The sequence below is a fragment of the Streptomyces sp. JN8 genome (assembly GCF_055808075.1).
In genome coordinates this window covers 4,657,155-4,682,558 of the sequence record NZ_CM147852.1, presented here as the reverse complement: position 1 = coordinate 4,682,558, position 25,404 = coordinate 4,657,155, and the positions used below count along the sequence as shown (strand labels likewise).

21 protein-coding genes are annotated in these 25,404 nt (G+C 72.5%); 12 read left to right on the top strand and 9 right to left on the bottom strand.

Annotated features, from left to right (window positions below):
* Positions 1 to 10 precede the first annotated feature (10 nt).
* Positions 11 to 943 (bottom strand): Ppx/GppA family phosphatase, encoded by a 933-nt coding sequence (locus ACY0MR_RS20720; RefSeq protein ID WP_388801297.1) that lies wholly within the window; start codon positions 941 to 943, stop codon positions 11 to 13.
* 41 nt (positions 944 to 984) lie between these two features.
* On the opposite strand from ACY0MR_RS20720, the gene ACY0MR_RS20715 reads away from it, so the two are divergent.
* Positions 985 to 1,812, top strand: a complete 828-nt coding sequence (locus ACY0MR_RS20715; RefSeq protein WP_473554623.1) for a DUF3109 family protein — start codon at positions 985 to 987, stop codon at positions 1,810 to 1,812.
* 58 nt (positions 1,813 to 1,870) lie between these two features.
* Here the strand turns inward: ACY0MR_RS20715 and ACY0MR_RS20710 are convergent, their stop codons facing one another.
* A complete protein-coding gene (locus ACY0MR_RS20710) occupies positions 1,871 to 3,673 on the bottom strand; it encodes a BACON domain-containing protein (protein WP_388801303.1) in 1,803 nt (600 codons plus the stop codon).
* A gap of 161 nt (positions 3,674 to 3,834) precedes the next feature.
* Between ACY0MR_RS20710 and radA the strand changes: the two genes are divergently transcribed.
* Both radA and disA read left to right on the top strand, forming a co-directional pair.
* Positions 3,835 to 5,235, top strand: coding sequence for a DNA repair protein RadA (radA, locus tag ACY0MR_RS20705; RefSeq protein ID WP_388801306.1), 1,401 nt, complete (start codon positions 3,835 to 3,837; stop codon positions 5,233 to 5,235).
* 423 nt (positions 5,236 to 5,658) lie between these two features.
* Positions 5,659 to 6,783 carry a DNA integrity scanning diadenylate cyclase DisA gene (disA, locus tag ACY0MR_RS20700; RefSeq protein WP_073907793.1) on the top strand — a complete coding sequence of 375 codons (1,125 nt, stop codon included), beginning with the start codon at positions 5,659 to 5,661 and terminating at the stop codon, positions 6,781 to 6,783.
* Positions 6,784 to 6,961: 178 nt separating this feature from the next.
* Here disA and ACY0MR_RS20695 read toward each other — a convergent pair whose 3' ends face one another.
* Entirely contained in the window at positions 6,962 to 7,810 is an 849-nt protein-coding gene (locus ACY0MR_RS20695; RefSeq protein WP_404085848.1) for a hypothetical protein, read from the bottom strand.
* A 248-nt stretch (positions 7,811 to 8,058) separates the two neighbouring features.
* Between ACY0MR_RS20695 and ACY0MR_RS20690 the strand changes: the two genes are divergently transcribed.
* From ACY0MR_RS20690 to cseC, 6 genes are all read left to right on the top strand, one after another.
* Positions 8,059 to 8,730, top strand: coding sequence for a phosphatase PAP2 family protein (locus ACY0MR_RS20690; RefSeq protein WP_388801313.1), 672 nt, complete (start codon positions 8,059 to 8,061; stop codon positions 8,728 to 8,730).
* Positions 8,731 to 8,763: 33 nt separating this feature from the next.
* On the top strand, positions 8,764 to 9,708 hold the full coding sequence (locus ACY0MR_RS20685; protein WP_392046522.1) for an HhH-GPD family protein: 945 nt from the start codon (positions 8,764 to 8,766) through the stop codon (positions 9,706 to 9,708).
* A gap of 224 nt (positions 9,709 to 9,932) precedes the next feature.
* Entirely contained in the window at positions 9,933 to 10,505 is a 573-nt protein-coding gene (locus tag ACY0MR_RS20680; RefSeq protein ID WP_361858215.1) for a SigE family RNA polymerase sigma factor, read from the top strand.
* Complete coding sequence (locus ACY0MR_RS20675) at positions 10,493 to 11,254, top strand: hypothetical protein (RefSeq protein ID WP_388801319.1); 762 nt, start codon at positions 10,493 to 10,495, stop codon at positions 11,252 to 11,254. Before ACY0MR_RS20680 ends, ACY0MR_RS20675 begins: the two co-directional genes overlap by 13 nt.
* Positions 11,255 to 11,296: 42 nt before the next feature.
* On the top strand, positions 11,297 to 12,001 hold the full coding sequence (gene cseB, locus ACY0MR_RS20670; RefSeq protein WP_473554617.1) for a two-component system response regulator CseB: 705 nt from the start codon (positions 11,297 to 11,299) through the stop codon (positions 11,999 to 12,001).
* Between the two features lie 44 nt (positions 12,002 to 12,045).
* On the top strand, positions 12,046 to 13,362 hold the full coding sequence (cseC, locus tag ACY0MR_RS20665) for a two-component system sensor histidine kinase CseC (protein WP_388801323.1): 1,317 nt from the start codon (positions 12,046 to 12,048) through the stop codon (positions 13,360 to 13,362).
* A gap of 272 nt (positions 13,363 to 13,634) precedes the next feature.
* Here cseC and ACY0MR_RS20660 read toward each other — a convergent pair whose 3' ends face one another.
* On the bottom strand, positions 13,635 to 15,218 hold the full coding sequence (locus ACY0MR_RS20660; RefSeq protein WP_473554615.1) for an MDR family MFS transporter: 1,584 nt from the start codon (positions 15,216 to 15,218) through the stop codon (positions 13,635 to 13,637).
* Positions 15,219 to 15,319: 101 nt separating this feature from the next.
* On the opposite strand from ACY0MR_RS20660, the gene ACY0MR_RS20655 reads away from it, so the two are divergent.
* Complete coding sequence (locus ACY0MR_RS20655; RefSeq protein ID WP_361858119.1) at positions 15,320 to 15,877, top strand: TetR/AcrR family transcriptional regulator; 558 nt, start codon at positions 15,320 to 15,322, stop codon at positions 15,875 to 15,877.
* Between the two features lie 16 nt (positions 15,878 to 15,893).
* On the opposite strand, the gene ACY0MR_RS20650 is transcribed toward ACY0MR_RS20655, so the two are convergent.
* Positions 15,894 to 16,598, bottom strand: coding sequence for a M23 family metallopeptidase (locus tag ACY0MR_RS20650; protein WP_473554612.1), 705 nt, complete (start codon positions 16,596 to 16,598; stop codon positions 15,894 to 15,896).
* A gap of 474 nt (positions 16,599 to 17,072) precedes the next feature.
* On the opposite strand from ACY0MR_RS20650, the gene ACY0MR_RS20645 reads away from it, so the two are divergent.
* Entirely contained in the window at positions 17,073 to 20,105 is a 3,033-nt protein-coding gene (locus ACY0MR_RS20645; protein WP_473554610.1) for an NACHT domain-containing protein, read from the top strand.
* 79 nt (positions 20,106 to 20,184) lie between these two features.
* On the opposite strand, the gene ACY0MR_RS20640 is transcribed toward ACY0MR_RS20645, so the two are convergent.
* Entirely contained in the window at positions 20,185 to 22,707 is a 2,523-nt protein-coding gene (locus ACY0MR_RS20640) for an ATP-dependent Clp protease ATP-binding subunit (protein ID WP_015034424.1), read from the bottom strand.
* A 495-nt stretch (positions 22,708 to 23,202) separates the two neighbouring features.
* Between ACY0MR_RS20640 and ACY0MR_RS20635 the strand changes: the two genes are divergently transcribed.
* Positions 23,203 to 23,793 (top strand): SCO3374 family protein, encoded by a 591-nt coding sequence (locus tag ACY0MR_RS20635; protein ID WP_388801340.1) that lies wholly within the window; start codon positions 23,203 to 23,205, stop codon positions 23,791 to 23,793.
* On the opposite strand, the gene ACY0MR_RS20630 is transcribed toward ACY0MR_RS20635, so the two are convergent.
* The 3 genes from ACY0MR_RS20630 to ACY0MR_RS20620 all read right to left on the bottom strand — a co-directional run bounded on the left by ACY0MR_RS20630 (position 23,772) and on the right by ACY0MR_RS20620 (position 25,312).
* The gene (locus ACY0MR_RS20630; protein ID WP_030324199.1) at positions 23,772 to 24,107 is read right to left on the bottom strand and encodes a histone-like nucleoid-structuring protein Lsr2; all 336 of its coding nucleotides are present in this window, start codon (positions 24,105 to 24,107) and stop codon (positions 23,772 to 23,774) included. The genes ACY0MR_RS20635 and ACY0MR_RS20630 overlap by 22 nt on opposite strands.
* 198 nt (positions 24,108 to 24,305) lie before the next feature.
* Positions 24,306 to 24,851, bottom strand: a complete 546-nt coding sequence (locus ACY0MR_RS20625) for an amino-acid N-acetyltransferase (protein WP_361858104.1) — start codon at positions 24,849 to 24,851, stop codon at positions 24,306 to 24,308.
* Positions 24,852 to 24,880: 29 nt separating this feature from the next.
* Positions 24,881 to 25,312 (bottom strand): BlaI/MecI/CopY family transcriptional regulator, encoded by a 432-nt coding sequence (locus tag ACY0MR_RS20620; RefSeq protein ID WP_473554606.1) that lies wholly within the window; start codon positions 25,310 to 25,312, stop codon positions 24,881 to 24,883.
* Positions 25,313 to 25,404 lie beyond the last annotated feature (92 nt).

Genomic DNA, 25,404 nt, shown 5'->3' with positions numbered 1-25,404 from the left:
GGCTCCGCCGCTACTGCTCCGGCAGGTGGTCCAGGCGGCGGAGGATGACGCCCTCGCGCAGGGCCCAGGGGCAGATCTCCAGCTCCTCCACGCCGAGCAGGTCCATCGCGCCCTCCGCGACCAGCGCGCCCGCGAGGAGCTGCGCCGCCCTGCCCTCCGAGACGCCCGGCAGCGCGGCCCGCTCGGGGACCGACATGCCGGCCAGCCGCGGGACCCACTCCTCCAGGGAGGCGCGGGTCAGGATCCGCTGGGCGTACAGCCCCTCCCCCGAGCCGGGGGCGCCGGCGATCCTCGCCAGCTGCTTGAAGGTCTTGGAGGTGGCCACGACGTGATCGGGGCGGCCGGAGCGGCTGAAGTCCCCGACCGTACGGGCGATCTGCGCGCGCACGTGGCGGCGGAGCGCCTTCACGTCGGCGGCGTCGGCCGGGTCGCCGGGGAGCCAGCCGGCGGTGAGCCGGCCCGCGCCGAGCGGCAGGGAGACCGCCGTGTCGGGGTCCTCGTCGATGCCGTACGCGACTTCGAGGGAGCCGCCCCCGATGTCGAGGAGGAGCAGCTTGCCCGCGGACCAGCCGAACCAGCGGCGGGCCGCGAGGAAGGTGAGCCGGGCCTCCTCCTCGCCGGTGAGGACCTGGAGGTCGACGCCCGTCTCGTCCTTCACTCGCGCGAGGACGGCGTCCGCGTTGGTGGCCTCGCGGACCGCGGAGGTGGCGAACGGGAGCACCTCCTCGCAGCCCTTGTCCTCGGCGGCGTGCAGCGCGTCCCTGACGGTCGCGATGAGCCGCTCGACGCCGAAGGGCGCGATCGCTCCCTTCTCGTCGAGGAGTTCGGCGAGCCGCAGCTCCGCCTTGTGCGAGTGCGCGGGCAGCGGCCGGGCGCCGGGGTGGGCGTCCACCACGAGGAAGTGCACCGTGTTCGAACCGACGTCGAGGACTCCGAGTCTCATGGACGGAACGCTACTGCGCCGACCCGCATACGCTTGGACCTGTGCCAAAGACGAAAAAGGCGAAACCGGGCAAAGACAGTGCGGTCAAGAGCGCCAAGAAGCAGGGCAAGAGCGTGGAGCCGGACGAGAAGGGCCTCGACTTCGCCCGCGCGTGGGTCGAGTTCCCCGACCCGGTGGACGAGGAGCAGATCTTCCGCTGCGACCTGACCTGGCTGACCTCGCGCTGGTCGTGCGTCTTCGGCAGCGGCTGCCAGGGGATCCAGGCGGGCCGGGCCGACGACGGCTGCTGCACGCTGGGCGCGCACTTCTCCGACGAGGACGACGAGAAGCGGGTGGCGACGCACGTGGCTCGCCTCACGCCGGAGCTGTGGCAGTTCCACGAGGTCGGTACGGCCTCGGGCTGGACCCAGCTCGACGAGGACGGCGACCGGCAGACCCGCCGCTGGGAGGGCTCCTGCATCTTCCAGAACCGCCCGGGGTTCGCGGGCGGCGCGGGCTGCTCGCTGCACATCCTGGCCCTGAAGGAGGGCCGGGAGCCGCTGGAGACCAAGCCGGACGTCTGCTGGCAGCTGCCGGTGCGGCGCACGTACGACTGGATCGAGCGGCCGGACGACACGAAGGTCCTCCAGGTCTCGATCGGCGAGTACGACCGGCGGGGCTGGGGTCCCGGCGGCCACGACCTGCACTGGTGGTGCACGTCGGCGACGTCGGCGCACGGGGCGGGCGAGCCGGTCTACGTCACGTACCGGCCGGAGCTCACCGAGATGATGGGCGCGGAGGCGTACGAGGTCCTGGCCGGACTGTGCGAGGCGCGGCTCGCCGCGCAGCTGCCGCTGGTGGCCCCGCACCCGGCCGACCCGCCGCGCTGACGCCCCGGGGCCCTGCCGTCGACGCCCGCCCGGGGATTCCCCGGGCGGGCGTCCCGTCTCACGAGGAGGACGGCGGCGGTTCCTCCGTCGCCGGCGGCGGCGTGGTCGGCTCCGTCGGGCCCGGGTCCGTCGTGGTCGGCGGGGGCTCCTCCGTGGTCGGCGGTGTCGTCGGCTCGGTGGTGGGCGGTGTCGTCGGCGGTTCGGTCGGCTCGGTCGTCGGCGGTTCCCCGGTCGGCGGCGGTGTCGTCGGTTCCGTCGTCGGCGGGCTCGTCGGCGGCGTGGTGGGTTCGGTCGTCGTCGGCGGGGGCGTTCCGGGGTCGACGGAGACCGGCGGCGGCGGGGTCTCGCCCTGCCCGTCGATCCTGACGACCGCGCCGGAGGGGTTCACCCCGACGCGGGCGCTCCACGCGCCGTGCGGCTGGCGGCGGTGGTCGACGCGGACGGTGACGGTGATCCGTTCGCCCGGGCGGAGGGTGCCGGAGGCGCGGCTCACGTAGAGCCAGGGCGCGTCCGTCCACAGCGACCAGTCGACGGGGGACCCGCCGGCCGCGGTGAGGGTGAGCAGCGTCAGGTCGCCGAGGCCGCGGGCGGTCACCGTGACCCAGCCCGCGGCGGGGTCGCCCGGTGTCGAGGGGCCGGCGGAGCCGCCGGGACCGCCGGGGCCGCCGGGGCTGAGCACCTCGACGGAGACGTCGGGGGCGCGGCTGCCGCGGGTGAAGCGGGGTTCGGGGGTGGTGCGGGCGTTGCCCGCGTTCTCGTAGCGGTCGTAGGGGCGGCCGTCCGGTCCGGTCGGTTCGTCGGCCTCGCTCGCGCTGACCCGGGAGCCGTCGGAGGCGCTCGGGTCGGCGACGGGGGCGCCCCGGTAGGAGGTCCACAGGGCGAGGACGGGCGCGGCGACCACGGCCGCGACCACGGTGGTCGTCACCGCGCGGGCCCGGAGCCGGTCGCGGCGGGCCACGTGGTCCTTCGGGTCCATCGGGAAGCCGGTCGGCGAGAAGCGCGGGGCGCCCGCACGCGCGCGCGGGACGTGCAGCATCGCCATGTACGCGGCGGCCCTGGGCGCCTCGACGAGCGGGAGCCGGGCCTGCGGGAGCGCTCCGGCGCCGGGCCAGGGCCCGACGGCGCCGACCCGCTCGGCGGCCCTGCGGCAGCGGGGGCAGTCGTCGACGTGCCGGACGAGCTCCGCCCGCAGGGCCGCCGAGAGCAGCACCTGCTGGTCGCCGGTGAGCCGGGCGACGGTGGGGCAGCTGCCGGTCTCGACGACGGCGAGGGCGGCGCGGGTGCGCTCGACCTCGCAGCCGGCGGTGGCGAGGAGTTCGCGGGCGGCGAGCGGGTCGAGGGAGAGGACGGCGGCGACCTGGCGGTGGCTGAGGCCGTGCCGTACGGCCAGTTCGAGGGCCTCGCGCTGCTCGGGCGTGGTGCCGGCGGCCTCCGGCCAGGCGAGCCGGGCCAATTCGGCGCGGCGCCGCTCGGCGGTCTCCTCGGGGACGCGGGGCGGTTCGGGGGCGGTGACGGCGGGCCGCCCGGTGTGGGCGCCCTGGCGGCGGCGGCGCTGCTCGCCGAGGCTGCGCAGGCAGGCCCAGCGGGCGAGGGCGTACAGCCAAGCGGTGCGGCCGTCCTCGTCCGAGGGGCAGCGGCCGTGGTGGCGCTCGGCGACGGCGAGGACGTCGCCGAGGACGGCGGTGGCGGTGTCGTGGTCGCACAGCACGGAGAGGCAGTACGTGAAGAGGCCGTCGAGGGCGGCCTCGTAGCGGGCCGGGGGCTTCCGGCCGAGCGTGCGCGGTCCCTGGTCCGTGGCGCGGCGCGCCGCCCGGTGTGCGCCGGTGGTGCGTGCGGGGGAGTCCAGCCTGCTGCTCGTCACCGTTCGACCGTAGGCAGCGCGGGGGGCGCTTTTCGTACCGGTCGCGTTCTTCTCATTCTTACGGGTGAAGCTATCGCTCGAAAGGGGACAGGAATCCGAGGTTCCGCTCCGCTGTGGAGACCCGGCGGCCGTTGTCGGTGGGGGCCGCTACGGTGGGCGCCATGGCTGCCCGTACGAAATCGACCAAGGAACGGCCGTCCTACCGCTGCACCGAGTGCGGCTGGCAGACGGCCAAGTGGCTCGGCCGCTGCCCCGAGTGCCAGGCCTGGGGGACCGTCGAGGAGTACGGCGCGCCCGCCGTCCGGACGACCGCGGCGGGCCGGGTCTCCACCGCCGCGCTGCCCATCGGCCAGGTCGACGGCCGGCAGGCGACCGCCCGCTCGACCGGGGTCGACGAGCTGGACCGGGTCCTCGGCGGGGGCCTGGTGCCCGGCGCCGTCGTGCTGCTCGCGGGCGAGCCGGGCGTGGGCAAGTCGACGCTGCTGCTCGACGTGGCGGCCAAGGCGGCCGGCGCCGAGCACCGCACGCTCTACGTCACCGGCGAGGAGTCCGCGAGCCAGGTGCGGCTGCGCGCCGACCGGATCAACGCCCTCAGCGACCATCTATACCTCGCCGCCGAGACCGACCTGTCGGCCGTCCTCGGCCATCTCGACGCCGTGCAGCCCTCGCTGCTGATCATGGACTCGGTGCAGACGGTCGCCTCCCCCGAGATCGACGGCGCCCCCGGCGGCATGGCCCAGGTCCGCGAGGTCGCGGGCGCGCTCATCCGGGCCTCCAAGGAGCGGGGCATGTCGACGCTGCTCGTCGGGCACGTCACCAAGGACGGCGCGATCGCCGGTCCCCGCCTCCTGGAGCACCTGGTCGACGTCGTCCTCAGCTTCGAGGGCGACCGGCACGCGCGCCTGCGGCTGGTCCGCGGCGTGAAGAACCGGTACGGGGCGACCGACGAGGTGGGCTGCTTCGAGCTGCACGACGAGGGGATCACGGGTCTCGCCGACCCGTCGGGTCTCTTCCTGACCCGGCGTGACGTGGCCGTGCCGGGCACCTGCCTGACGGTGACCCTGGAGGGCCGCCGGCCGCTGGTCGCCGAGGTGCAGTCGCTGACCGTGGACTCCCAGATCCCCTCGCCGCGGCGGACCGTCTCCGGCCTGGAGACCTCCCGGGTCTCGATGATGCTGGCGGTCCTGGAGCAGCGCGGCCGGATCAGCGCGCTCGGCAAGCGGGACATCTACAGCGCGACCGTGGGCGGCGTGAAGCTCACCGAGCCCGCCGCCGACCTGGCGATCGCGCTGGCGCTGGCCTCCGCGGCGAGCGACACCCCGCTGCCGAAGAACCTGGTGGCGATCGGCGAGGTCGGTCTCGCCGGCGAGGTCCGGCGGGTGACCGGAGTCCAGCGGAGGCTGGCCGAGGCGCACCGGCTCGGCTTCACGCACGCGCTGGTGCCGTCGGACCCGGGCAAGGTGCCGGCCGGCATGAAGGTGACGGAGGTCGCGGACATGGGCGACGCCCTGCGCGTGCTGCCGCGCGGCCGGCGTGCGAAGGCGCCCGAGGGCGCGGAGTAGGAGGAGGGCCGCGGGGGCGCCTCGCCGGGAGGCCGGAACCCGCGCCGCGACGGCCGGCGGGCGCGCGCCGGGAGGAATTCGGCGGGCATGCTCCGGAAAGCCCGGTCGGCACGCTCCGGAAGGCCCGAGGCACGCTCGGGAAGGCCGGGGCACGCTCCGGACGGCCCGGCAGGCACGCTCCGGAAGGCCCGGTCGACGCGCTTCGGGACGGCCCGGTCGGCGCGTGCCGGAGGGTCGGAGGCGGCCGTTCACACCGCGCCGACGGTTCGCTCCGTACGCTTCGCAAAGACGCGGAGGGTTAGGTCCGCGTCGGGGCGGGGACCCCTTTCGGACCACCGTGATCCATCGGGGGCGGAGGGCGGCGGGGTGGTGTCGCTAGACTTTGCCCTGGTCTCGCCCATCCGTACGAGCCGGAGGAGTGCAGTGGCAGCCAAGGACGGGGCAGCAGCTCCCGGAAAGTCCGGCGCGGGCTCCGGCAACGAAGCGCTGATGCGCGCCGCCCTGAGCGCCGTCGCGCCCGGCACCGCGCTGCGGGACGGCCTGGAGCGGATCCTCCGCGGCAACACCGGCGGTCTCATCGTGCTCGGCCTCGACAAGACCGTCGACTCGATGTGCACCGGCGGTTTCGTGCTGGACGTCGAGTTCGCCGCCACGCGCCTGCGTGAGCTGTGCAAACTCGACGGGGCGCTCGTCCTCGACAAGGACATCACCAAGATCCACCGCGCGGGCGTGCAGCTGGTTCCGGACGCCTCCATCCCCACCGACGAGACGGGCACCCGGCACCGCACGGCGGACCGGGTCTCCAAGCAGTGCAACTTCCCGGTCGTCTCCGTCTCCCAGTCGATGCGGCTGATCGCGCTGTACGTGGACGGTGAGCGCCGGGTCCTGGAGGAGTCGGCGGCGATCCTGTCCCGCGCCAACCAGGCGCTGGCGACCCTGGAGCGGTACAAGCTCCGGCTCGACGAGGTGGCCGGCACGCTCTCCGCGCTGGAGATCGAGGACCTGGTCACCGTCCGGGACGTCACCGCGGTCGCCCAGCGCCTGGAGATGGTCCGCCGGATCGCCACCGAGATCGCCGAGTACGTGGTCGAGCTCGGCACCGACGGGCGGCTGCTCTCGCTCCAGCTGGACGAGCTGATCGCGGGCGTGGAGCCGGAGCGCGAGCTGGTCATCCGGGACTACGTGCCGGAGCCGACGGCCAAGCGCTCGCGGACGGTCGCGGAGGCGCTGACCGAACTGGACGCGCTGACCCACACCGAGCTGCTCGAACTGCCGGTCGTGGCGCGTGCGCTGGGCTACAGCGGTTCGCCCGAGACCCTCGACTCGGCCGTCTCGCCGCGCGGCTACCGGCTCCTGGCCAAGGTGCCGCGGCTGCCGGGCGCGATCATCGAGCGGCTCGTGGAGCACTTCGGCGGGCTGCAGAAGCTGCTCGCGGCCAGTGTGGACGACCTCCAGACCGTGGACGGCGTCGGCGAGGCCCGCGCCCGCAGCGTGCGCGAGGGCCTGTCCCGGCTGGCGGAGTCCTCGATCCTCGAACGGTACGTCTGAGTCCGTCCGCCGTTGTCCGGCCCGCGGGCGCCACGGCGGTCCGGCCCGCGGGCGCGGTGCCGGACGGCACGGATCCCGCCGCCGGGCCGGATCTGGTCTCCCGGTGTTTCCCCCCCCCCCGGGAGCCGCGGAACGAGGCCCGGTGCGTCCGGGCCGCCTCCCCCGGTTCCGGCGCGGCTCAGTCCTTGGCGAGCGTGAACGAGGCCGGCAGCACCTTCGCGCCCGGCATCGTGGCCTCGACGAGGTAGGTCCCGGGAGCGGCCTGGCCCGCCGGGGCGGTGGCGCACCGCGGGGCGCTGCGCCCGCGGTCCCACTCCACGGTGTGGGTGACGGTGGCGCCCGCGGGGACGCGCAGCAGGACCGGGTCGCCGGGGCGCGGGCAGTCCGCCGAGGACCAGACCTCGTCGTCCTGCTTGTCGCTGATCGTCAGCACCGCCGTGCGGGGCCCGAAGTCGGCCTTGCAGTCGGCCTTCGAGGTGTTCCTGGCGACGAGCTGGAAGCGGGGCCGCTCCCCCGCCTCGTAGCTGACCTGGACGCTGCGGAGGGTCAACTGCAGTGCCCCGGAGGGGCAGTTCGGGAGCGGTGAGCCGGCCGGGACCTGCTGTCCCGCACCGGTGCCCGCGCCGCCGTCGCCGCCCGCTCCGTCGGTGTCGCCGTTCTTGCCACCGTCGCCGCCGGCGGTCGCGCCCGCGTCCGTACCGGAGTCGGCGCCCGAGCCCGGGTCCGTACCGGAGCCGCCGGAGCCGCCGCTGCCTCCGGTGGCGTCGCCGGAGTCGTCCGACTCGTCGCGTCCGCCCGGCTGTTGGGTGATCGCCTCACCGGTGCCGGAGGGTCCCGGGGTGATGGAGGGAGGGGTGGGAGAGGAGCCGTTGGCCCCGTCGTTCGGCTTCTTCCCGCCCCCGCCGCCGGAGGTGACGGCCCACACGGCGAGGAGTGCGAGGAGCGCCACCAGGCACGCCGCCACCGCCCTCCGTCGCCAGTAGATGGTGGAGGGAAGCGGCCCGACCGGATTGCGCAAAGATCCCACGAGCCGAACCTTACGAGAGATCCGGCCCAACTCCCGCCCCACATGCCGCTCCAGGCATCAAGTTTTGCCGATGATCACATCCTTCGGTACGGGGAACTTTTCTCCCGGTACCGCCCCGGGAGCCACCCCACGCCACCCGAAAACGGTGCCAACCGGGCCGAATCACCGGCACCCCCACTTTCGTCGGGGGTCGGTGTGGCCGTTGGCCCGGGGCGGGGCACTCCGGATTCCGGTTAGCGTCATGCACCATGAACACCCTCCTCGACCTCTCCGACCGGCTCTACCTCGATGTCGCCGACTTCGCCCATGCGACCCCCCACTGGTTCCAGTGGCTCGCCGAGGTCTGGACCGAGGCCGGACTGCTGTTGTTCGGCGCGCTGTTCCTGGCCGGCTGGTGGCGCTCCCGCGAGGGTTCGAGCCGGGCGATGGCCCTCGCGCTCCTCGCCCCGCTCGCCACGGCGTTCGGGTACGTGGTGAGCGAGTCCCTGAAGTCGCTGGTCGACGAGGACCGCCCGTGCCGCGCCGTCGTCGGAGCGCCCGACGCGCTCATCACCTGCCCGCCGTACGGCGACTGGTCCTTCCCCAGCAACCACTCGGCCATCGCCGGGGCGGCCGCGATCGCCCTCGCGCTCTCCTGGCGCGGGATCGGGTGGCTGACCGTGCCGATGGCGCTGCTCATGGCGTTCTCCCGGGTCTTCGTCGGGGTGCACTACCCGCACGACGTGACCGTCGGCCTGCTCCTCGGCGCCCTGATCGCCTTCCTCGTCATGCGGGCGGCGGTCCGACCGGTGGGCGCGCTCGTGGAGACGGCCCGGTCGAGCCGGAGCTCGGCCGTGGCGTGGTGCGCGGGGCGCGGACCGTCGGCTCACGCCCCCGCGCGCGCCGAGGACACTCCGCGCGCCCGCCACGGCGCGTACTGATCACCTCGGGGACGTGCCAGGATCGGAGACGCCATGACTTCCATCGACGCTCCCCTCACGCCCGCCGTCCCCGCCGCCGCCGGGGCCCCGGACCTCCCGACGCCCCCCGCCGAGCTGCACGGGCCCGTCCTCGCCTGGTTCGACCGGCACGCCCGCGACCTGCCCTGGCGCCGTCCCGAGGCCGGCGCCTGGGGCGTCATGGTCAGCGAGTTCATGCTCCAGCAGACGCCCGTCGTCCGGGTCCTCCCGGTGTACGAGCAGTGGCTCGCGCGCTGGCCGCGGCCGGCCGACCTGGCCGCCGACGCCCCCGGCGAGGCGGTCCGCGCCTGGGGCCGGCTCGGCTACCCGCGCCGGGCCCTGCGGCTGCACGCCGCCGCCGTGGCCATAAAGGAACGGCACGGCGGCGACGTACCCAGCGATCACGGGCAGCTGCTCGCGCTGCCCGGCATCGGCGAGTACACGGCGGCCGCGGTGGCCTCCTTCGCGTACGGGCAGCGGCACGCCGTCCTGGACACCAACGTGCGCCGGGTCTTCGCGCGGGCGGCCACGGGCGTGCAGTACCCGCCGAACGCGACGACGGCGGCGGAGCGGCGGCTGGCCCGCGCGCTGCTGCCGGCGGACGAGGCCACGGCCTCCCGCTGGGCCGCCGCCTCGATGGAGCTGGGCGCGCTCGTCTGCACGGCGAAGAACGAGGACTGCGGGCGCTGCCCGATCGCGGAGAAGTGCGCCTGGCTGCTCTCGGGGAAGCCCGCGCACGACGGCCCGCCGCGCCGCGGCCAGACGTACGCCGGGACGGACCGGCAGGTCAGGGGCCGGCTCCTCGCGGTGCTCCGGGAGTCCGCCGACCCGGTGGCGCAGGCGGTCCTGGACGAGGTCTGGGACGAGCCGGTGCAGCGGGCCAGGGCCCTGGACGGCCTGGTCGCCGACGGCCTGGTCGAACCGCTGGACCACGGGCTCTACCGGCTCCCCGTGTCCTGAGCCGCGGGCTCCGGGCCGGCACCGCGCCGCCGCCGGGGCGGAGGGCGTCCGCCCCGCACCCGCGGGCGCCCGGGCGGCCCCGCGGCCTCCGAACCGCTGTTACACAACCGATGGGTAGCCGTGCGTCCACCGACGGCTGCCCCGCACAACCCCGTGACAAGCGCTCCGTACGGTCGTCCACGACACGAGGAAAAAGCTGGTCACGGGGTTCGGAGGCGGTTCGGATGAGGCATGGCGAGGTGCTCGACTTCGAGGAGTACGTACGCACGCGGCAGGACGCGCTGCTGCGCAGTGCGCGTCGTCTCGTGGCCGACCCCGTCGACGCCCAGGACCTCCTGCAGACGGCCCTCGCCCGCACGTTCGGCCGCTGGGACGGCATCGCCGACAAGTCCCTGGCCGACGCCTACCTCCGCCGGGTCATGATCAACACCCGGACCGAGTGGTGGCGCTCCCGCAAGCTCGAAGAGGTCCCCACCGAGCAGCTGCCCGACGCCTCCGTCGAGGACCCGACCGAGCAGCACGCCGACCGGGCCCTCCTCATGGACATCCTGAAGGTCCTCGCCCCCAAGCAGCGCAGCGTCGTCGTCCTGCGGCACTGGGAGCAGATGAGCACCGAGGAGACGGCGGCGGCGCTCGGCATGTCGACCGGTACCGTGAAGTCGACACTCCACCGGGCGCTCGCCCGGCTCCGCCAGGAGCTGGAGAGCCGTGATCTGGACGCCCGCGCCCTGGGGCGGACCGGAGAGCGGACGACCGTACGAGGCGACGAACGGGGGCGGGAGCGGTGCGCGGCCTAGACGGCGAAGCCGACGGCAGAAGACACGACGGCGACGGCGGCATCGACAGCGGTGGCGGCCCCGGCGGCGACGACCGGTACGGAACCGGCCGGCGCCGCCGGCGCCGTACCGCGAAGGCGGCGAGCATCACGGCGGCGGCCGGGCTCGTCGCCGTCGGGCTGTCCATGGCCGCCTGCTCCACCGGCGGAACCGGCTCCCGGGACGAGGGGGCGGCCTCCACCAAGGACCTGGCCGCCGCCGCACCCACCCCGTCGCCCTCGGCCGACGGCGAGCAGCGGTCCGCCGAGCGGGTGGACCCGATCAAGCTGCTGAAGGCCGACCCGAAGATCGGGGAGCGGTTCAAGGCCGATCTCAAGCCGTGCGTCGCCGACGCGTACCCGGTGGACGCCTCGTACGGGAACCTGACGAACGCGTCCGCGCCGGACGTCGTCGTCAACGTCATGACCTGCGGGGACGCCGTCGGCATCGGCACGTACGTCTACCGGCGGCAGAGCGGCGCCTACGAGAACGTGTTCATGGCGGAGGACGCCGCCGTCTACGCCACGATCGACCGCGGCGACCTCGTCGTCACCAAGCAGGTGTACGCGAAGGGCGACCCGGTCGCGTACCCCTCGGGCGAGGACGTGATCACGTACCGCTGGTCGGGGAACAGGTTCACCCAGCACGACTGGGTGCACAACGACTACAGCCGGGCCGTGGGCGACGGCGAGGTGACCGACCCCGCGCCGAGCGCGCCCCCCGCCGACTGAGCCGTACGCCCCCCACCCGCAGAGATCAGAAGGACACGCACGATGGCCGAAACCCATGTCCTGTTCGTCGAGGACGACGACGTCATCCGCGAGGCCACCCAGCTCGCCCTGGAGCGGGACGGCTTCCGGGTCACGGCCATGCCCGACGGGCTCTCCGGACTAGACGCCTTCCGCGCGCAGCGGCCGGACATCGCCCTGCTCGACGTGATGCTGCCGGGCATGGACGGGGTCAGCCTCTGCCGCCGCATCCGCGACGAGTCGACCGTTCCGGTGATCATGCTGTCCGCGCGCGCCGACTCGATCGACGTCGTCCTCGGTCTGGAGGCCGGCGCCGACGACTACGTGACCAAGCCCTTCGACGGGGCCGTGCTCATGGCCCGGATCCGCGCCGTCCTGCGCCGCTTCGGGCACGCGGGCGGCCTCGGCCCCGTCGAGCACGAGGAGGACGGGTCGGACGGCGGCGGGCTGCTCGCCTTCGGCGACCTGGAGGTCGACACCGACGGCATGGAGGTCCGCAGGGGCGGGACGCCGGTCGCGCTGACCCCGACCGAGATGCGGCTGCTCCTGGAGTTCTCGTCGGCGCCGGGCACCGTCCTGTCCCGGGACAAGCTCCTGGAGCGGGTCTGGGACTACGGCTGGGGCGGCGACACCCGGGTCGTGGACGTCCACGTCCAGCGGCTCCGGGCCAAGATCGGCCAGGACAGGATCGAGACGGTCCGCGGCTTCGGCTACAAGCTCAAGAGCTAGGACGGCATGACCCACACGACACCCCCCGAGACGGGCGGGTCCCGGTGAGGCCGTTCCCCCTCCGCACCGGCGTCCGCTGGAAGATCGCCGTCGCGATCGCGGCCGTCGGCGCGCTGATCGCGATCACCCTGAGCGTCGTCGTGCACAACGCCGCCCGCATCTCGATGCTCGACAACGCCCGCGAGGTGCAGATGGAGCGGCTGCTCTTCGCCCAGCGGCTGTACGAGACGTCGAAGCCGAAGGAGCCCCGCTTCGGCACGAAGATCAACGACCCGGCGCTGCCCGGCCAGCTGGACCAGCTGATGCGGGACAAGCGCCGCGGCACGTACGTGCAGGAGCACCGGCACGGCGGGCCGCCCGACGTGTGGGCGGCGGTGCCGCTCGCCAACGGCGACGTGCTCTCGCTGCACATCCCGTTCGCCGACCGCAGCGCGACGATCATGAACGATCTGGACCGCGCCCTCGTCGTCGGCTCGGTCTCGGTGGTCTTCGGCGGCTGCGCCCTCGGCGTGCTCATCGGCGGCCAGCTCTCGCGGCGGCTGCGGAAGGCCGCCGTCGCGGCCGGCCGGGTCGCCCAGGGGAACACGGAGGTGCGGGTCAGGGAGGCCGTCGGCGGGGTCGTACGGGACGAGACCGACGACCTGGCGTGGGCGGTCGACGCCCTGACCGACGCCCTCAACGAGCGGATCGAGGCCGAGCGCCGGGTCACCGCGGACATCGCGCACGAGCTGCGCACCCCGGTGACCGGGCTGCTCACGGCGGCCGAGCTGCTGCCCCCGGGGCGGCCGACCGAGCTCGTGCGGGACCGGGCTCAGGCGATGCGGACGCTGGTCGAGGACGTCCTGGAGGTCGCCCGGCTCGACAGCGCGTCGGAGCGGGCGGAGCTGCAGGAGATCGCGCTCGGCGAGTTCGTGGAGCGGCGGGTGCGGGCGCTGGACCCGGAGGTCGTCGTCCGGGTCGTCCACGACTCCTGGGTGAACACCGACCCGCGGCGTCTGGAGCGCGTCCTCGGCAACCTCCTCGCCAACGCCGCCAAGCACGGCAGACCGCCGGTGGAGGTCACCGTCGAGGGGCGCGTCGTACGGGTCCGGGACCACGGTCCCGGCTTTCCGGAGGCGCTGCTCCGGGAGGGGCCGAGCCGGTTCCGCACGGGGTCGAGCGACCGCGCGGGCCAGGGCCACGGTCTGGGCCTGACCATCGCGTCGGGCCAGGCCCGGGTCCTCGGCGCCCGGCTGACCTTCCGGAACGTGGCGTCCGAGGCCTCGCCGAACGGGGTGGGCGGGGCCATCGCGGTGCTGTGGCTGCCGGACCACGCGCCGACGAACACGGGCAGCTTCCCGATCCTGCGGCCGGCGGACTGAGCGACGGCCGCGGGCGCGGGCGCGGGCCGGACGAGCGCCGGGGGCGTTCCACGGGCCGGACAGCCGGGGCGCCGGGGCCGTCGGGCGCCCGGGCGACGGCCCCGATGGGCCTGCGCGGCCGGAGCGGCCGACGCGGTCGCGGGCTGTCGGCGCGGGCGCGGGCTGTCGTGAGCGGGCGGGCGCGGGCGGGCGCGGGCGTGGACGTACGGAGGTGGGGCCGGTCCCGACTCGGGACCGGCCCCACCTCCGTACGCGCGTGTCTCCCTCGAAGGTCAGACCTTCTCGGCGACCTTCACCGTGCCGTCGTCCCCGGCGGCCTTCGGGGCCGCGGCGGGGCCGGCGCCGCGGAGCGCCACCTCCTTGACGAAGAAGGCGAGGACCAGACCGAGGACGGAGACCGCGGAGGCGACCAGGAAGGCGCCGTGCGTGCCCGTCGCGACCGCGTGCTGGTAGGCCTCGCGGAGCGCCTCCGGCAGCTTGGCCAGGCTGGCCGCGTCGAGCTGGGCCGTCCGCTCGGTGAGGCCGGACCCGCCGCGCGCCGCCATCTCGTCCTGGACGCGGCTCGTGAAGAGCGCGCCCATGATCGCGACGCCGAAGGAGGAGCCGAGCGTCCGGAAGAGGGTGGTGGAGGACGAGGCGACGCCCATGTCCTTCATCTCGACGCTGTTCTGGGCGACCAGCATGGTGATCTGCATCAGGAAGCCCATGCCGGCACCGAGGACCGCCATGTAGGCGCCGGAGACCAGTCGCGAGGTGTCGGTGTCCATCGTGGAGAGCAGGAAGAGACCGACCGTCATGAGCGCGCCGCCCACGATCGGGAAGATCTTGTACTTGCCGGTGCTGGTGGTGAACCGTCCGACGACCAGCGACACGACCATCATCGACAGCAGCATCGGCAGGAGCAGCAGACCGGAGTTGGTGGCCGAGGCGCCCTGGACGGACTGCTGGAAGATCGGCAGGTAGAGGACCGCGCCGAACATCACGAAGCCGGTGATGAACCCGATCAGGGACATCAGGGTGAAGTTGCGGCTGCGGAAGATGTGCAGCGGCATGATCGGGTCGCTCGCGCGGGTCTCCACGTAGAGGAACGCGGCGAGGGCGAGCGCTCCGCCGACGGCGAGGCCGACGATGGTGGCCGAGCCCCAGGCGTACTCGGTGCCGCCCCAGGTGGTGACCAGGACGATCGCGGTGATGCCGAGCGTCAGCAGGCCGGCGCCGAGGAAGTCGATCCGGGTGCCCGTGGCGCGCTGCTTCCTCGGCAGGTGCAGGACGGTGGTGACCATGGCGAGGGCGACGGCGCCGAGCGGCAGGTTGATGTAGAAGGACCAGCGCCAGCCCCAGTGGTCGGTGATGGTGCCGCCGACCAGCGGTCCGCCGATCATGGCGAGGGCCATCACGCCGGCCATCATGCCCTGGTACTTGCCGCGCTCGCGGGGCGGGATGAGGTCGCCGATGATCGCCATGACGCCGACCATGAGGCCGCCGGCGCCGAGGCCCTGGATGGTCCGGAAGCCGATCAGCTGACCCATGTCCTGGGCCATGCCGCTCAGCGCCGAGCCGATCAGGAAGATCACGATCGAGGTGAGGAAGACGCCCTTGCGGCCGAACATGTCGCCGAGCTTGCCCCAGAGGGGGGTCGAGGCGGCGGTGGCCAGGGTGTAGGCGGTGACGACCCAGGAGAGGTGCTCCAGGCCGCCGAGCTCGCCGACGATGGTCGGCATCGCGGTGCCGATGATCATGTTGTCCAGCATCGCGAGGAGCATCGCGATCATCAGGGCGAGCAGGACGACGCGGACGCTGCGTGGCTGCGGTTCCGTCTCCCCCTGTGCCGGTGTCGCTGTGGCTTGCGTCGTCATGTTCTTCCCTTACTTGCCGCCCGGCTAGTTACTACACTGGGGACGGTAGACCTGTAACTTGCCGGTCGTCAAGTAAGTTCTTTGGAAAGTGGAGGGCAGTCATGGCCCGAGGCAACACCCGCCAGCGCATCCAGGACGTCGCCCTCGACCTCTTCGCGGAGCAGGGCTACGAGAAGACCTCACTGCGCGAGATCGCGGAACGCCTCGACGTCACCAAGGCGGCGCTCTACTACCACTTCAAGACGAAGGAGGACATCCTCGTCGGGATCTTCGAGGACCTGACCCGGCCCATGGACGACCTGATCGCCTGGGCCGAGGAGCAGCCCCGGACCCTGGAGACCCGGCAGGAGGTGCTGCGCCGCTACCAGGTGGCGCTGCGCGCGGCGGCCCCGCTCTTCCGCTTCATGCAGGAGAACCAGGCGACGGTCCGCGAGCTGAGCGTCGGCCTCACCTTCAAGGAGCGGATGCTCGCGCTGACCGGGCTGATCCAGGAGCCGGACTTCCCGATGGTGGACCAGGTGCGCTGCGTCAGCGCGATCTTCACCCTGCACGCGGGCACGTTCTTCATGCAGAACATCGAGGGCGACCCCGAGGAGAAGCACAGGGCCACCCTCGAGGTCGCCCTCGATCTGCTCAACCAGGCCCACCGGGCCTCGTGACATCGGTTCGTACGGCTCAGATGGAGACGCCGTGGGACCGCAGGAAGGCGGCCGGGTTCACGGCGGAGCCGTAGTTCGGGGTCGTACGGATCTCGAAGTGCAGGTGGGGGCCGGAGGAGTTGCCGGTGTTGCCCGAGAGGGCGATCTGCTGGCCGACGAGGACCTTCTGGCCGATGTGCACCTTGATCTTCGACAGGTGGGCGTACTGCGAGTACGTGCCGTTGGCGTGCTTGACGACGATCGCGTTGCCGTACGCGGGGCCGTCGCCGCCGCCGTTCGGGCCGGCCTTCACGACGGTGCCGGAGCCGGCGACCTTGACCGGGGTGCCGACCGGAACGGCGAAGTCCTGGCCGGAGTGCTTGTGGGCCCACATGGCGCCGCCCTGGTTGTAGCTGGCGCTCAGCGTGTACCCGGCGACGGGCTTGACCCAGGCGGCGGCCTTCTTGGCGGCGACCGGCTTCACGGTCACGGCCTTCTTCGCGGCCGCGGCCTTCGTGGCGGCGGCCTTCGCGGCGGCGGCCTTCACCTGGGCGGCGGCGTGCGCCTGGACGTCGGCCTGCTTGGCGACGGCGGCGGACGCGGTGACCGCGACCGGGGCGGCGGCGGCCTTGCCCTCGGCGGCGAAGGCGGACCCAGCTCCGGTCACCATCGTCGCTCCCAGGCCGGCGGCGGCAAGAGCGACGACGGTGACACGGGCGGCGGGGTTCATGCGCTTCGACATACGGGGGAAACCTCCGGGAAGTACGGGACCCGACGCGAACGGTGCGCTGCGTCGGGCTTGCTCATCCTTGGTAACCCGGACCCCGAGCCATCCCAAAACACCCCATCTACGACATCGGCTCGTAGCGATCTCCCGGGAAGTTCAGCCCTTGACGGCCCCGCGGGCCACCTTCGAAATCGGACATAACGGCACAAGAGAACCGGTTTATCCGCATGTCACGGAGCGCCGAACCGAGCAGAACGCCGTCTGCCGTCCGGTTCGGGACCCTCGGGGACCAAGGTCCCGCCGGTTCTCTCCCGATCGTCCTGAATCGGCACCAATGGTCAGCACTATTCCGGTTAGTACCCCTCGAAACCCCTGTGCGCCTTGTCACCAGCCGCGGGCCGCCGATGGGATCTGGGTCACGCGACCGAACCGTGCGGAGGGCCGTCCCGCACTACGCTGACCGCTTCGGGGAACCACGGGGGGACACACATGGAACCGGCACTCATCGGCACACGGCTCGCCTCGGCCGCGATCGGCCCGATCCTGAAGAAACTGCTGGTCAGCGAGGGTCCGGGCGCCGGCCTCACGCACCGTTCGGAGAAGGTCAGGCTCTCCTCCCTGGTCTCCTTCCGCGGCGAGAAGCGCACGCTGACGGAGAAGGACGTCCGGAAGCTGGCGGCCACGGTGGTCGGCTGGTCCGTGGCAGGGGACGGTGAGCCCCCCTTCCCCACCGGTGAGAAGGAGGCCGTCACCGATGCCCTCGCCGCCACCCTCCTCGCCCTCGGCGATCTCGACATGGACGACGTCCAGGCCGTCCGGCTCGGCCACACCGCCCTCGCCCGCCGCCTGCGCGCCGCGGCCCCGGACCCGGCCCCCGGCGACCTGTCAACGGACTCGCTCCGCTACCTGGAGTCGCTGACGGAGTGGGCCTGCCTCCACATCCTGGAGTTCTTCACCCAGCGCTCCACGTTCATCGCCCGCACCCTGGTGGAACAGACCCGAGGGCAGGGCGAGCTCATCGCCAAGATGGACGAGGTCATCCGCCGGGTACCCCGGGCGGACGGCCGGGACGCCGAGTTCGAACGGCGCTACCTGACCCACCTGGCGAAGAAGCACGGCCGCCTCACCATCTACGGGGTGGACCTGCGGGACGCACCGGAGAAGTGGCCGCTGGACGTGGCGTACCTGTCGCTGGAGGCGACGGGGGGCCCGGGGCGGACGGGCATGGGCGTGGCGGCAGCAGGGGCCGAGACCCCGGGCGCCGGACCATACGTCTTCGGTGTCTCCCCCGTCGGTGCCCTGTCCGCCGACCCCACCGCGCCCTACCGCCGGGGCGATCTGGTGGACGGCCGCGCCGACCGGATCCTCGCCCACCACGACAGGGTCCTCCTGCGCGGCGCGGCCGGCTCCGGCAAGACCACGCTCATCCAGTGGCTGGCGGTGTCGGCCACCCATCAGGACCCCGCGGACGACATGGCGTACCTCCGTGGCCGGATCCCCTTCGTCCTCCCCCTCCGTGCCCTCACCCGCCACGGCGAGCGCCTCCCCACCCCCGACCGCTTCCTCTCCGCCGTCGGCTGCCCGCTCTCCCCGCCCGACGGCTGGACCGACCGCGTCCTCGCCGGCGGGCGCGGCCTGGTCCTCGTCGACGGCATCGACGAGATCCCCGAGGCCGAGCGCGACCGTGCGCGCCGCTGGCTCCGCGACCTGCTCGACGCCTACGACGGCAACCGCTGGCTCGTGACCTCCCGGCCCACCGCCGTGGACGACGAATGGCTCGCCCCGGAGGGCTTCGCCGAGCTCACCCTCGCCCCCATGTCCTCCACCGAGGTCACCACCTTCGTCAGCCGCTGGCACAAGGCCGCCGGGCCGACCGCGGCGCCGTACGAGCAGCCGCTCCTCGACGCCCTGCGCACGACGGCGGACGTCGCCCGGCTCGCCACCAGCCCCCTGATGTGCGGCCTGATCTGCGCCCTGCACCACGGGCGGCGCGGCTTCCTGCCCCGCGGCCGCAAGGCGCTGTACGAGGCGGCCCTCGCGATGCTGCTCTCGCGCCGGGACCGGGAGCGGGACATGGGGACCCCGTACGGCGTCGAGCTGGGGGACGCGCCCCAGATCCAGCTGATCCAGCGTCTCGCCTACTGGCTGACCCTCAACGGCCGCACGGCGATGGACCGCGCGCACGCGGAGTCGGTCGTACGGGAGGCGGTGCCGGCGATCACCGAGGCGGCCGGGTACGACCCCGGCGCGGTCTTCACCCACCTCCTCCACCGCAGCGGTCTGCTGCGCGAGCCGACCGCGGACACGGTCGACTTCGTCCACCGCACCTTCCAGGACTACCTGGCGGCGAAGGCCCTGGTGGACCGCTGGGACATCGGCGTCCTCGTCCGGCACGCGGCGGACGACCAGTGGGAGGACGTCATCCGGATGGCCGTCGGGCACGCGCGGCCGCGCGAGTGCGCGGAGATCTTCGACGAGCTGCTGAAGGCGGCGGAGGCGGCGCCCGACCGCCGCACCCGGCTCCGCGTCCTGGTGGTGGCGGCGGCGGCACTCGACCACGCGACGGAGGTGGAGCCGGCGATCAGGGAGCGGATCCTGGCCCTCACCGCGGAGGAGATCCCGCCGCGCGGCTCGGAGGAGGCGCGCGAGCTGGCCTCGGCAGGCCGGGCCGTCCTGGACCTGCTGCCGGGGCCGGAGAGCCTCACCCACGAGCAGGCCCTGGACGTGGTGATCACCGCGACGCACGTAGCCCACGACGCGACACTGCCCTACCTCGCCCGCTTCACCGACCACCCCGACCTGGCGGTCCGCTCCCAGCTGATGTGGGGCTGGTCCCGCTTCCCGAGCGCGCCGTACGCGGAGGAGATCATCGCTCGGCTCGACCCCCGGCTCCTGGACTTCACGCTCGTCTCCGACGCGCAGGCCTCCGAGATCGTCCGCCTGGGACTGCGCCCGATCAGCCTCGACCTGCGGCCGGGCCTCTCCCCCGACGGCATGGCGGTGCTGCGCGAGGTGATCGCCGGGGCCCGGAGCCTGCAGATCTCGGGGTCCCTCACCCGGCACCTGGGGCCGGCCGCCGCCGAGAGCCTGCTGGAGTCCCTCGTGGTGATCGGACACCCCCGAGGGGGACTGTCCGGTCTCCGCCCTCTCACGCGTCTCCGCGCGCTGGAACTCTACGGCGAGACGACGGTGGACGAGGCGGACTGGGGCATCCTGGCCTCCCTGCCGGAGCTCTCGTTCCTCTCGCTGCACACCGAGACCCTGGCGGGCCTCCCCGCGGGCCTGCGGCTGCCGCGGATCGAGGTGCTCCACGTGCACTGCGGCGAGGAGCCGACACCGCTCGACCTCGTCGCGTGGGCCTTCCCGGGCCTGAGCGCGCTGCGGCTGGTGGGAGCCGGTGACGAGGGACCCCACGACCTCGCGCCGCTGGCCCCCCTGACGGGGCTCCGCGCCGTCGTGGGCACCCTCAGCCGCTTCACCGGCACCGAGGCTCTCTCACCCGACGTGGAGATCCGCGGCTGAACCCCCGGGCACGCGAAAGGGGCGGCCCCGGAACCGTTCAGGTTCCGGGGCCGCCCCTTACCGCTCAGTCGCGGGACGCCTACGCGTCCTTGGACAGGTTCGGGCCCGTGCCGCCCGTCGCCTCGATCGGCGGGGCGTCCGGCAGAGCCGTCTTCTCCTCGCCGCGGAAGGTGAAGGTGCGCTCGTCGCCCTCGCCCTCCGTGTCCACGACCACGATGTGACCGGGGCGCAGCTCGCCGAAGAGGATCTTCTCCGACAGCGAGTCCTCGATCTCGCGCTGGATCGTCCGGCGCAGCGGCCGGGCGCCCATCACGGGGTCGTAGCCCTTCTTGGCGAGCAGCTCCTTCGCGGACTGGGAGAGCTCGATGCCCATGTCCCGGTCCTTGAGGCGCTCGTCGACGCGGCTGATCATCAGGTCGACGATCTGGAGGATGTCGTCCTGGGTCAGCTGCGGGAAGACGATGATGTCGTCCACACGGTTGAGGAACTCCGGGCGGAAGTGCTGCTTCAGCTCGTCGCTGACCTTGGCCTTCATCCGCTCGTAGTTGGACTTCGTGTCGCCCTGGGCCGCGAAGCCCAGGTTGAAGCCCTTCGAGATGTCCCTGGTCCCGAGGTTGGTCGTCATGATGATGACCGTGTTCTTGAAGTCCACGACCCGGCCCTGGGAGTCGGTCAGGCGACCGTCCTCCAGGATCTGGAGAAGGGAATTGAAGATATCGGGGTGGGCCTTCTCGACCTCGTCGAAGAGGACGACGGAGAACGGCTTGCGGCGCACCTTCTCGGTGAGCTGGCCGCCCTCTTCGTAGCCGACGTATCCGGGCGGCGAACCGAAGAGGCGGGAAACCGTGTGCTTCTCGCTGAACTCCGACATGTCGAGGGAGATCATCGCGTCCTCGTCGCCGAAGAGGAATTCGGCGAGCGCCTTCGAAAGCTCGGTCTTACCGACACCAGACGGACCGGCGAAGATGAACGAGCCACCGGGGCGCTTCGGGTCCTTCAGACCGGCACGCGTACGGCGGATGGCCCGCGAGAGGCCGATGACGGCGTCCTTCTGCCCGATGACGCGCTTGTGGAGCTCGTCCTCCATGCGGAGCAGGCGGCTGGACTCCTCCTCGGTCAGCTTGAAGACCGGGATGCCCGTGGCCGTCGCGAGGACCTCGGCGATCAGATCGCCGTCGACCTCGGCCACGACGTCCATGTCGCCGGCCTTCCACTCCTTCTCGCGCTTGGCCTTCGCGGCGAGGAGCTGCTTCTCCTTGTCGCGGAGCGAGGCGGCCTTCTCGAAGTCCTGCGAGTCGATCGCGGACTCCTTGTCGCGGCGGACGCCGGCGATCTTCTCGTCGAACTCGCGGAGGTCCGGCGGCGCGGTCATCCGGCGGATGCGCATCCGGGAGCCGGCCTCGTCGATCAGGTCGATCGCCTTGTCCGGGAGGAAGCGGTCCGAGATGTACCGGTCGGCCAGGGTCGCGGCCTGGACGAGGGCCTCGTCGGTGATGGAGACCCGGTGGTGGGCCTCGTACCGGTCGCGCAGACCCTTGAGGATCTCGATGGTGTGCGGCAGCGACGGCTCGGCGACCTGGATGGGCTGGAAGCGGCGCTCGAGGGCCGCGTCCTTCTCCAGGTACTTCCGGTACTCGTCCAGCGTGGTCGCACCGATGGTCTGGAGCTCACCGCGGGCCAGCATCGGCTTGAGGATGCTGGCGGCGTCGATCGCGCCCTCGGCGGCACCCGCACCCACGAGGGTGTGGAGCTCGTCGATGAACAGGATGATGTCGCCGCGGGTGCGGATCTCCTTGAGGACCTTCTTCAGGCGCTCCTCGAAGTCACCGCGGTAGCGGGAGCCGGCGACCAGCGCGCCGAGGTCGAGGGTGTAGAGGTGCTTGTCCTTGAGGGTCTCGGGCACCTCGCCCTTGACGATGGCCTGCGCCAGGCCCTCGACGACGGCGGTCTTGCCGACGCCGGGCTCGCCGATGAGCACCGGGTTGTTCTTGGTGCGGCGGGACAGCACCTGCATGACCCGCTCGATCTCCTTCTCGCGCCCGATGACCGGGTCGAGCTTGGATTCGCGGGCGGCCTGGGTGAGGTTGCGCCCGAACTGGTCGAGCACCAGGGACGTCGAGGGGGTGCCCTCGGCAGGACCGCCGGCCGTGGCGGCTTCCTTGCCCTGGTAGCCGGAGAGCAGCTGGATGACCTGCTGCCGCACCCGGTTGAGGTCGGCGCCCAGCTTCACGAGGACCTGGGCGGCGACGCCCTCGCCCTCGCGGATCAGGCCGAGCAGGATGTGCTCGGTGCCGATGTAGTTGTGGCCGAGCTGGAGGGCCTCGCGGAGCGAGAGCTCCAGGACCTTCTTGGCACGAGGGGTGAAGGGGATGTGCCCGGACGGGGCCTGCTGGCCCTGACCGATGATCTCCTCCACCTGCTGGCGGACCGCCTCGAGCGAAATCCCGAGGCTCTCCAGGGCCTTAGCGGCGACACCCTCACCCTCGTGGATAAGGCCCAGAAGGATGTGCTCGGTGCCGATGTAGTTGTGGTTGAGCATCCGGGCTTCTTCCTGAGCCAGGACGACAACCCGCCGCGCGCGGTCGGTGAACCTCTCGAACATCGTTAATCGCTCCTCAGAGCGGTCAGTCAGTTAGGGGTCGATCCCCTCCCTGTCCTTCCGCAGCTTAGTCCCGCAAGCGGGGACCGCTCATTCCAACTGCCGACATCCGTCCGGATCACCCCCTCTTCCGCGGGGAGACCTGCTGCCGAACAGCCGACAAATGCTCCAACCCGATGGTGCGAGACGATGTTCCCGCAGGCCAAGTAGTTACCCGCGCCTTCACTACGCCGATGGCGAACGTGAGACGCCGTGGCCCGCGAGTCGCCCCTCTCCACTAGGAATGTCTTACCCGTAAGGACGGACACTCCATGCGGCGCACCCCGGTTCCCTCCGCTACCAGCGAACACCCTTGCGCGGCCGAATGCACTCGTACGCCCCATCTCGGACACCGTGCGTGCCCGGGACGCGACGCTGGGTCATCGCGGACCGGGGTTCGGACGCCCGTCGCATCCGCCCCGGCCGTAACCGATGCGTCCCCGGAGGAGTTCCCCGGGCATGCCCCTCACCGTGCCGCTCCCCCGTACGCCGCTCGATCGCGGTGTCGCCCGGTGGTACGAGGACGGGCTCGGCTGGGCGACGGTGCCCGGGCCGCCGGTGCGGCTGGTCACGGGAGTGCGCTTCGACGTCCTGGAGCTGCCCGCCGCGGCCGGCCGCGGTGTACTGCGCAGGGTGGGTCCGGCGACCGGTCCGGTGGCCCTGACGGGGCGCCGCATGCTGCTGCTGGTGGCCGCGGGGAGCGCGGAGGAGGTGCCCGGCCTGCTCGACTGGCTCGAGTGGGGCGGCATCGCGCTGGACCTCGCCGTACTGGGCACCGACGGCCGGATGACCGCGCCCCTTCCCCCGGGGCGGGGCGGATCCGGCGCGCCGGGCGCCGCCGTGTGGCTGCGGGCCCCGGCACCGGGCCGCGAGGTCGAGTCCTCGCTGCCGGCGCTGCGGTCCGCGCCGTGGGGCGAGGGGGCCGCCCCGTGCCTGGTGCGTCTCGTGGCCGCCGCGGCCGCGGAGTGCCACCGGGCGCGGCTGCTGAGTGCCCGGACCGGGGGCCCGGCGGCTCAGCAGCTGACGCCTCAGCGGTTCGCGTCCTCGTAAGCGGCCTTGATGTCGGCGGGAACGCGACCGCGGTCGTTCACGTTCATGCCGTTCTCCTTGGCCCACGCGCGGATCTTCGCGGTGTCCTGGCTGCCCGTCGCCACGGCGCGGCCCTTGCCGCGTCCGCCGGTGGTGCGGCCACCGGTACGACGTCCGCTCGTGGTGTACGGCTCGAGCAGGCCACGGAGCTTTTCCGCGTTGGCGGTGGTGAGGTCGATCTCGTAGGTCTTGCCGTCCAGCGCGAACGTCACGGTCTCGTCCGCCTCGACGCCGTCGAGGTCGTCGACAAGAAGGACCTGAACCTTCTGTGCCACCGGATTTCCTTTCATCGAAAATGCAGTACGCGGAAAGGAAACCGCTTTTCCCGGAAAAACACAAACCCCTGGGAGAGGTTCAGAACCCCGACAGCGCGGGAAACGTGCGCGATTCGGACATAGGGATCCGCCCGGGTTCCCCACGGGGTTCCGTCCGGCGTTCCGCGGGCTTCCGCCCGGCGTTCCGCCGGTTCCGCGTCACAGGTGCAGAAGCATCCGGCTGTTGCCCAAGGTGTTCGGCTTCACTCGTTCGAGACCGAGGAACTCGGCGACTCCCTCGTCATAGGAACGGAGGAGCTCGCTGTAGACATCTCCGTCCACCGGGGTCTCGCCGATCTCGACGAAGCCGTGCTTCGCGAAGAAGTCGACTTCGAAGGTCAGGCAGAATACCCGCCGGACCCCGAGCCATCGGGCCGTGTGCAACAACTTGTCCAGCACCTGATGTCCTACGCCGGCGCCCTTGAAGTCGGGATCGACGGCGAGAGTGCGGACTTCCGCGAGGTCTTCCCACATCACGTGGAGAGCGCCGCAGCCGACGACCTCGGCGTCCTCGTCGCGTTCCGCCACCCAGAACTCCTGGATGGACTCGTAAAGGGTGACGGTCGCCTTGTCGAGCAGGATCCCGCGCCGGACGAAGGGGTCGACGAGACGGCGGACCGCGGCGACATCTCCGGTACGGGCCCTGCGGACGGTGACGGCTTTGGCGGAGGCCGCGGAGGCGGCCGGGGAAGCGGACGGCGACATGGGGGGACGCTATCGCCCCGGCGCCGCGGTTATCGCTCCTGGCCCCCGGTTTCGCCGGCGCCCTCCTCGGGCGGCGCGGGAGCGGGAGCGGGCAGCGGGTTGTCGCGCTGAACGATACGGATCGCGTCGTTCAGCGCCTCGCGCTGGTTCGGCGACATCATCCCGAAGAAGGCGACGAGCGCGGCGGCGGGGTTGTCGCTCTGGGTCCATCCCTCGTTCATCAGCGCGGCCGCGTATGCGGCGCGGGTGGAGACCGCCGTATATCGATAGGCACGGCCTTCGACTTCTCTGCGGACCCAGCCCTTCTGATGGAGATTGTCCATGACGGTCATGACGGTGGTGTAGGCGATGGACCGTTCCTGCTGAAGGTCCTCCAGAACTTCCCGGACGGTCACCGGGCGGTTCCATTGCCAGACGCGCGTCATGACGGCGTCTTCCAGCTCTCCCAAAGGACGGGGCACAACGTCACTTTAGTGTGCAAAGCGACGACAACAGGTCATTGACCGAAGGAAAACCAACAAAAAGGACGTACGACCTCGAAGGGTCGTACGTC

Excerpts from the sequence above, each read along its gene's own strand:
- ACY0MR_RS20720 (WP_388801297.1), bottom strand. The coding sequence starts at position 943 with ATGAGACTCGGAGTCCTCGACGTCGGTTCGAACACGGTGCACTTCCTC.
- radA (WP_388801306.1), top strand. The coding sequence starts at position 3,835 with ATGGCTGCCCGTACGAAATCGACCAAGGAACGGCCGTCCTACCGCTGC.
- ACY0MR_RS20690 (WP_388801313.1), top strand. The coding sequence starts at position 8,059 with ATGAACACCCTCCTCGACCTCTCCGACCGGCTCTACCTCGATGTCGCC.
- ACY0MR_RS20685 (WP_392046522.1), top strand. The coding sequence starts at position 8,764 with ATGACTTCCATCGACGCTCCCCTCACGCCCGCCGTCCCCGCCGCCGCC.
- ACY0MR_RS20680 (WP_361858215.1), top strand. The coding sequence starts at position 9,933 with ATGAGGCATGGCGAGGTGCTCGACTTCGAGGAGTACGTACGCACGCGG.
- cseB (WP_473554617.1), top strand. The coding sequence starts at position 11,297 with ATGGCCGAAACCCATGTCCTGTTCGTCGAGGACGACGACGTCATCCGC.
- ACY0MR_RS20660 (WP_473554615.1), bottom strand. The coding sequence starts at position 15,218 with ATGACGACGCAAGCCACAGCGACACCGGCACAGGGGGAGACGGAACCG.
- ACY0MR_RS20655 (WP_361858119.1), top strand. The coding sequence starts at position 15,320 with ATGGCCCGAGGCAACACCCGCCAGCGCATCCAGGACGTCGCCCTCGAC.
- ACY0MR_RS20650 (WP_473554612.1), bottom strand. The coding sequence starts at position 16,598 with ATGTCGAAGCGCATGAACCCCGCCGCCCGTGTCACCGTCGTCGCTCTT.
- ACY0MR_RS20645 (WP_473554610.1), top strand. The coding sequence starts at position 17,073 with ATGGAACCGGCACTCATCGGCACACGGCTCGCCTCGGCCGCGATCGGC.
- ACY0MR_RS20640 (WP_015034424.1), bottom strand. The coding sequence starts at position 22,707 with ATGTTCGAGAGGTTCACCGACCGCGCGCGGCGGGTTGTCGTCCTGGCT.
- ACY0MR_RS20635 (WP_388801340.1), top strand. The coding sequence starts at position 23,203 with ATGCCCCTCACCGTGCCGCTCCCCCGTACGCCGCTCGATCGCGGTGTC.
- ACY0MR_RS20625 (WP_361858104.1), bottom strand. The coding sequence starts at position 24,851 with ATGTCGCCGTCCGCTTCCCCGGCCGCCTCCGCGGCCTCCGCCAAAGCC.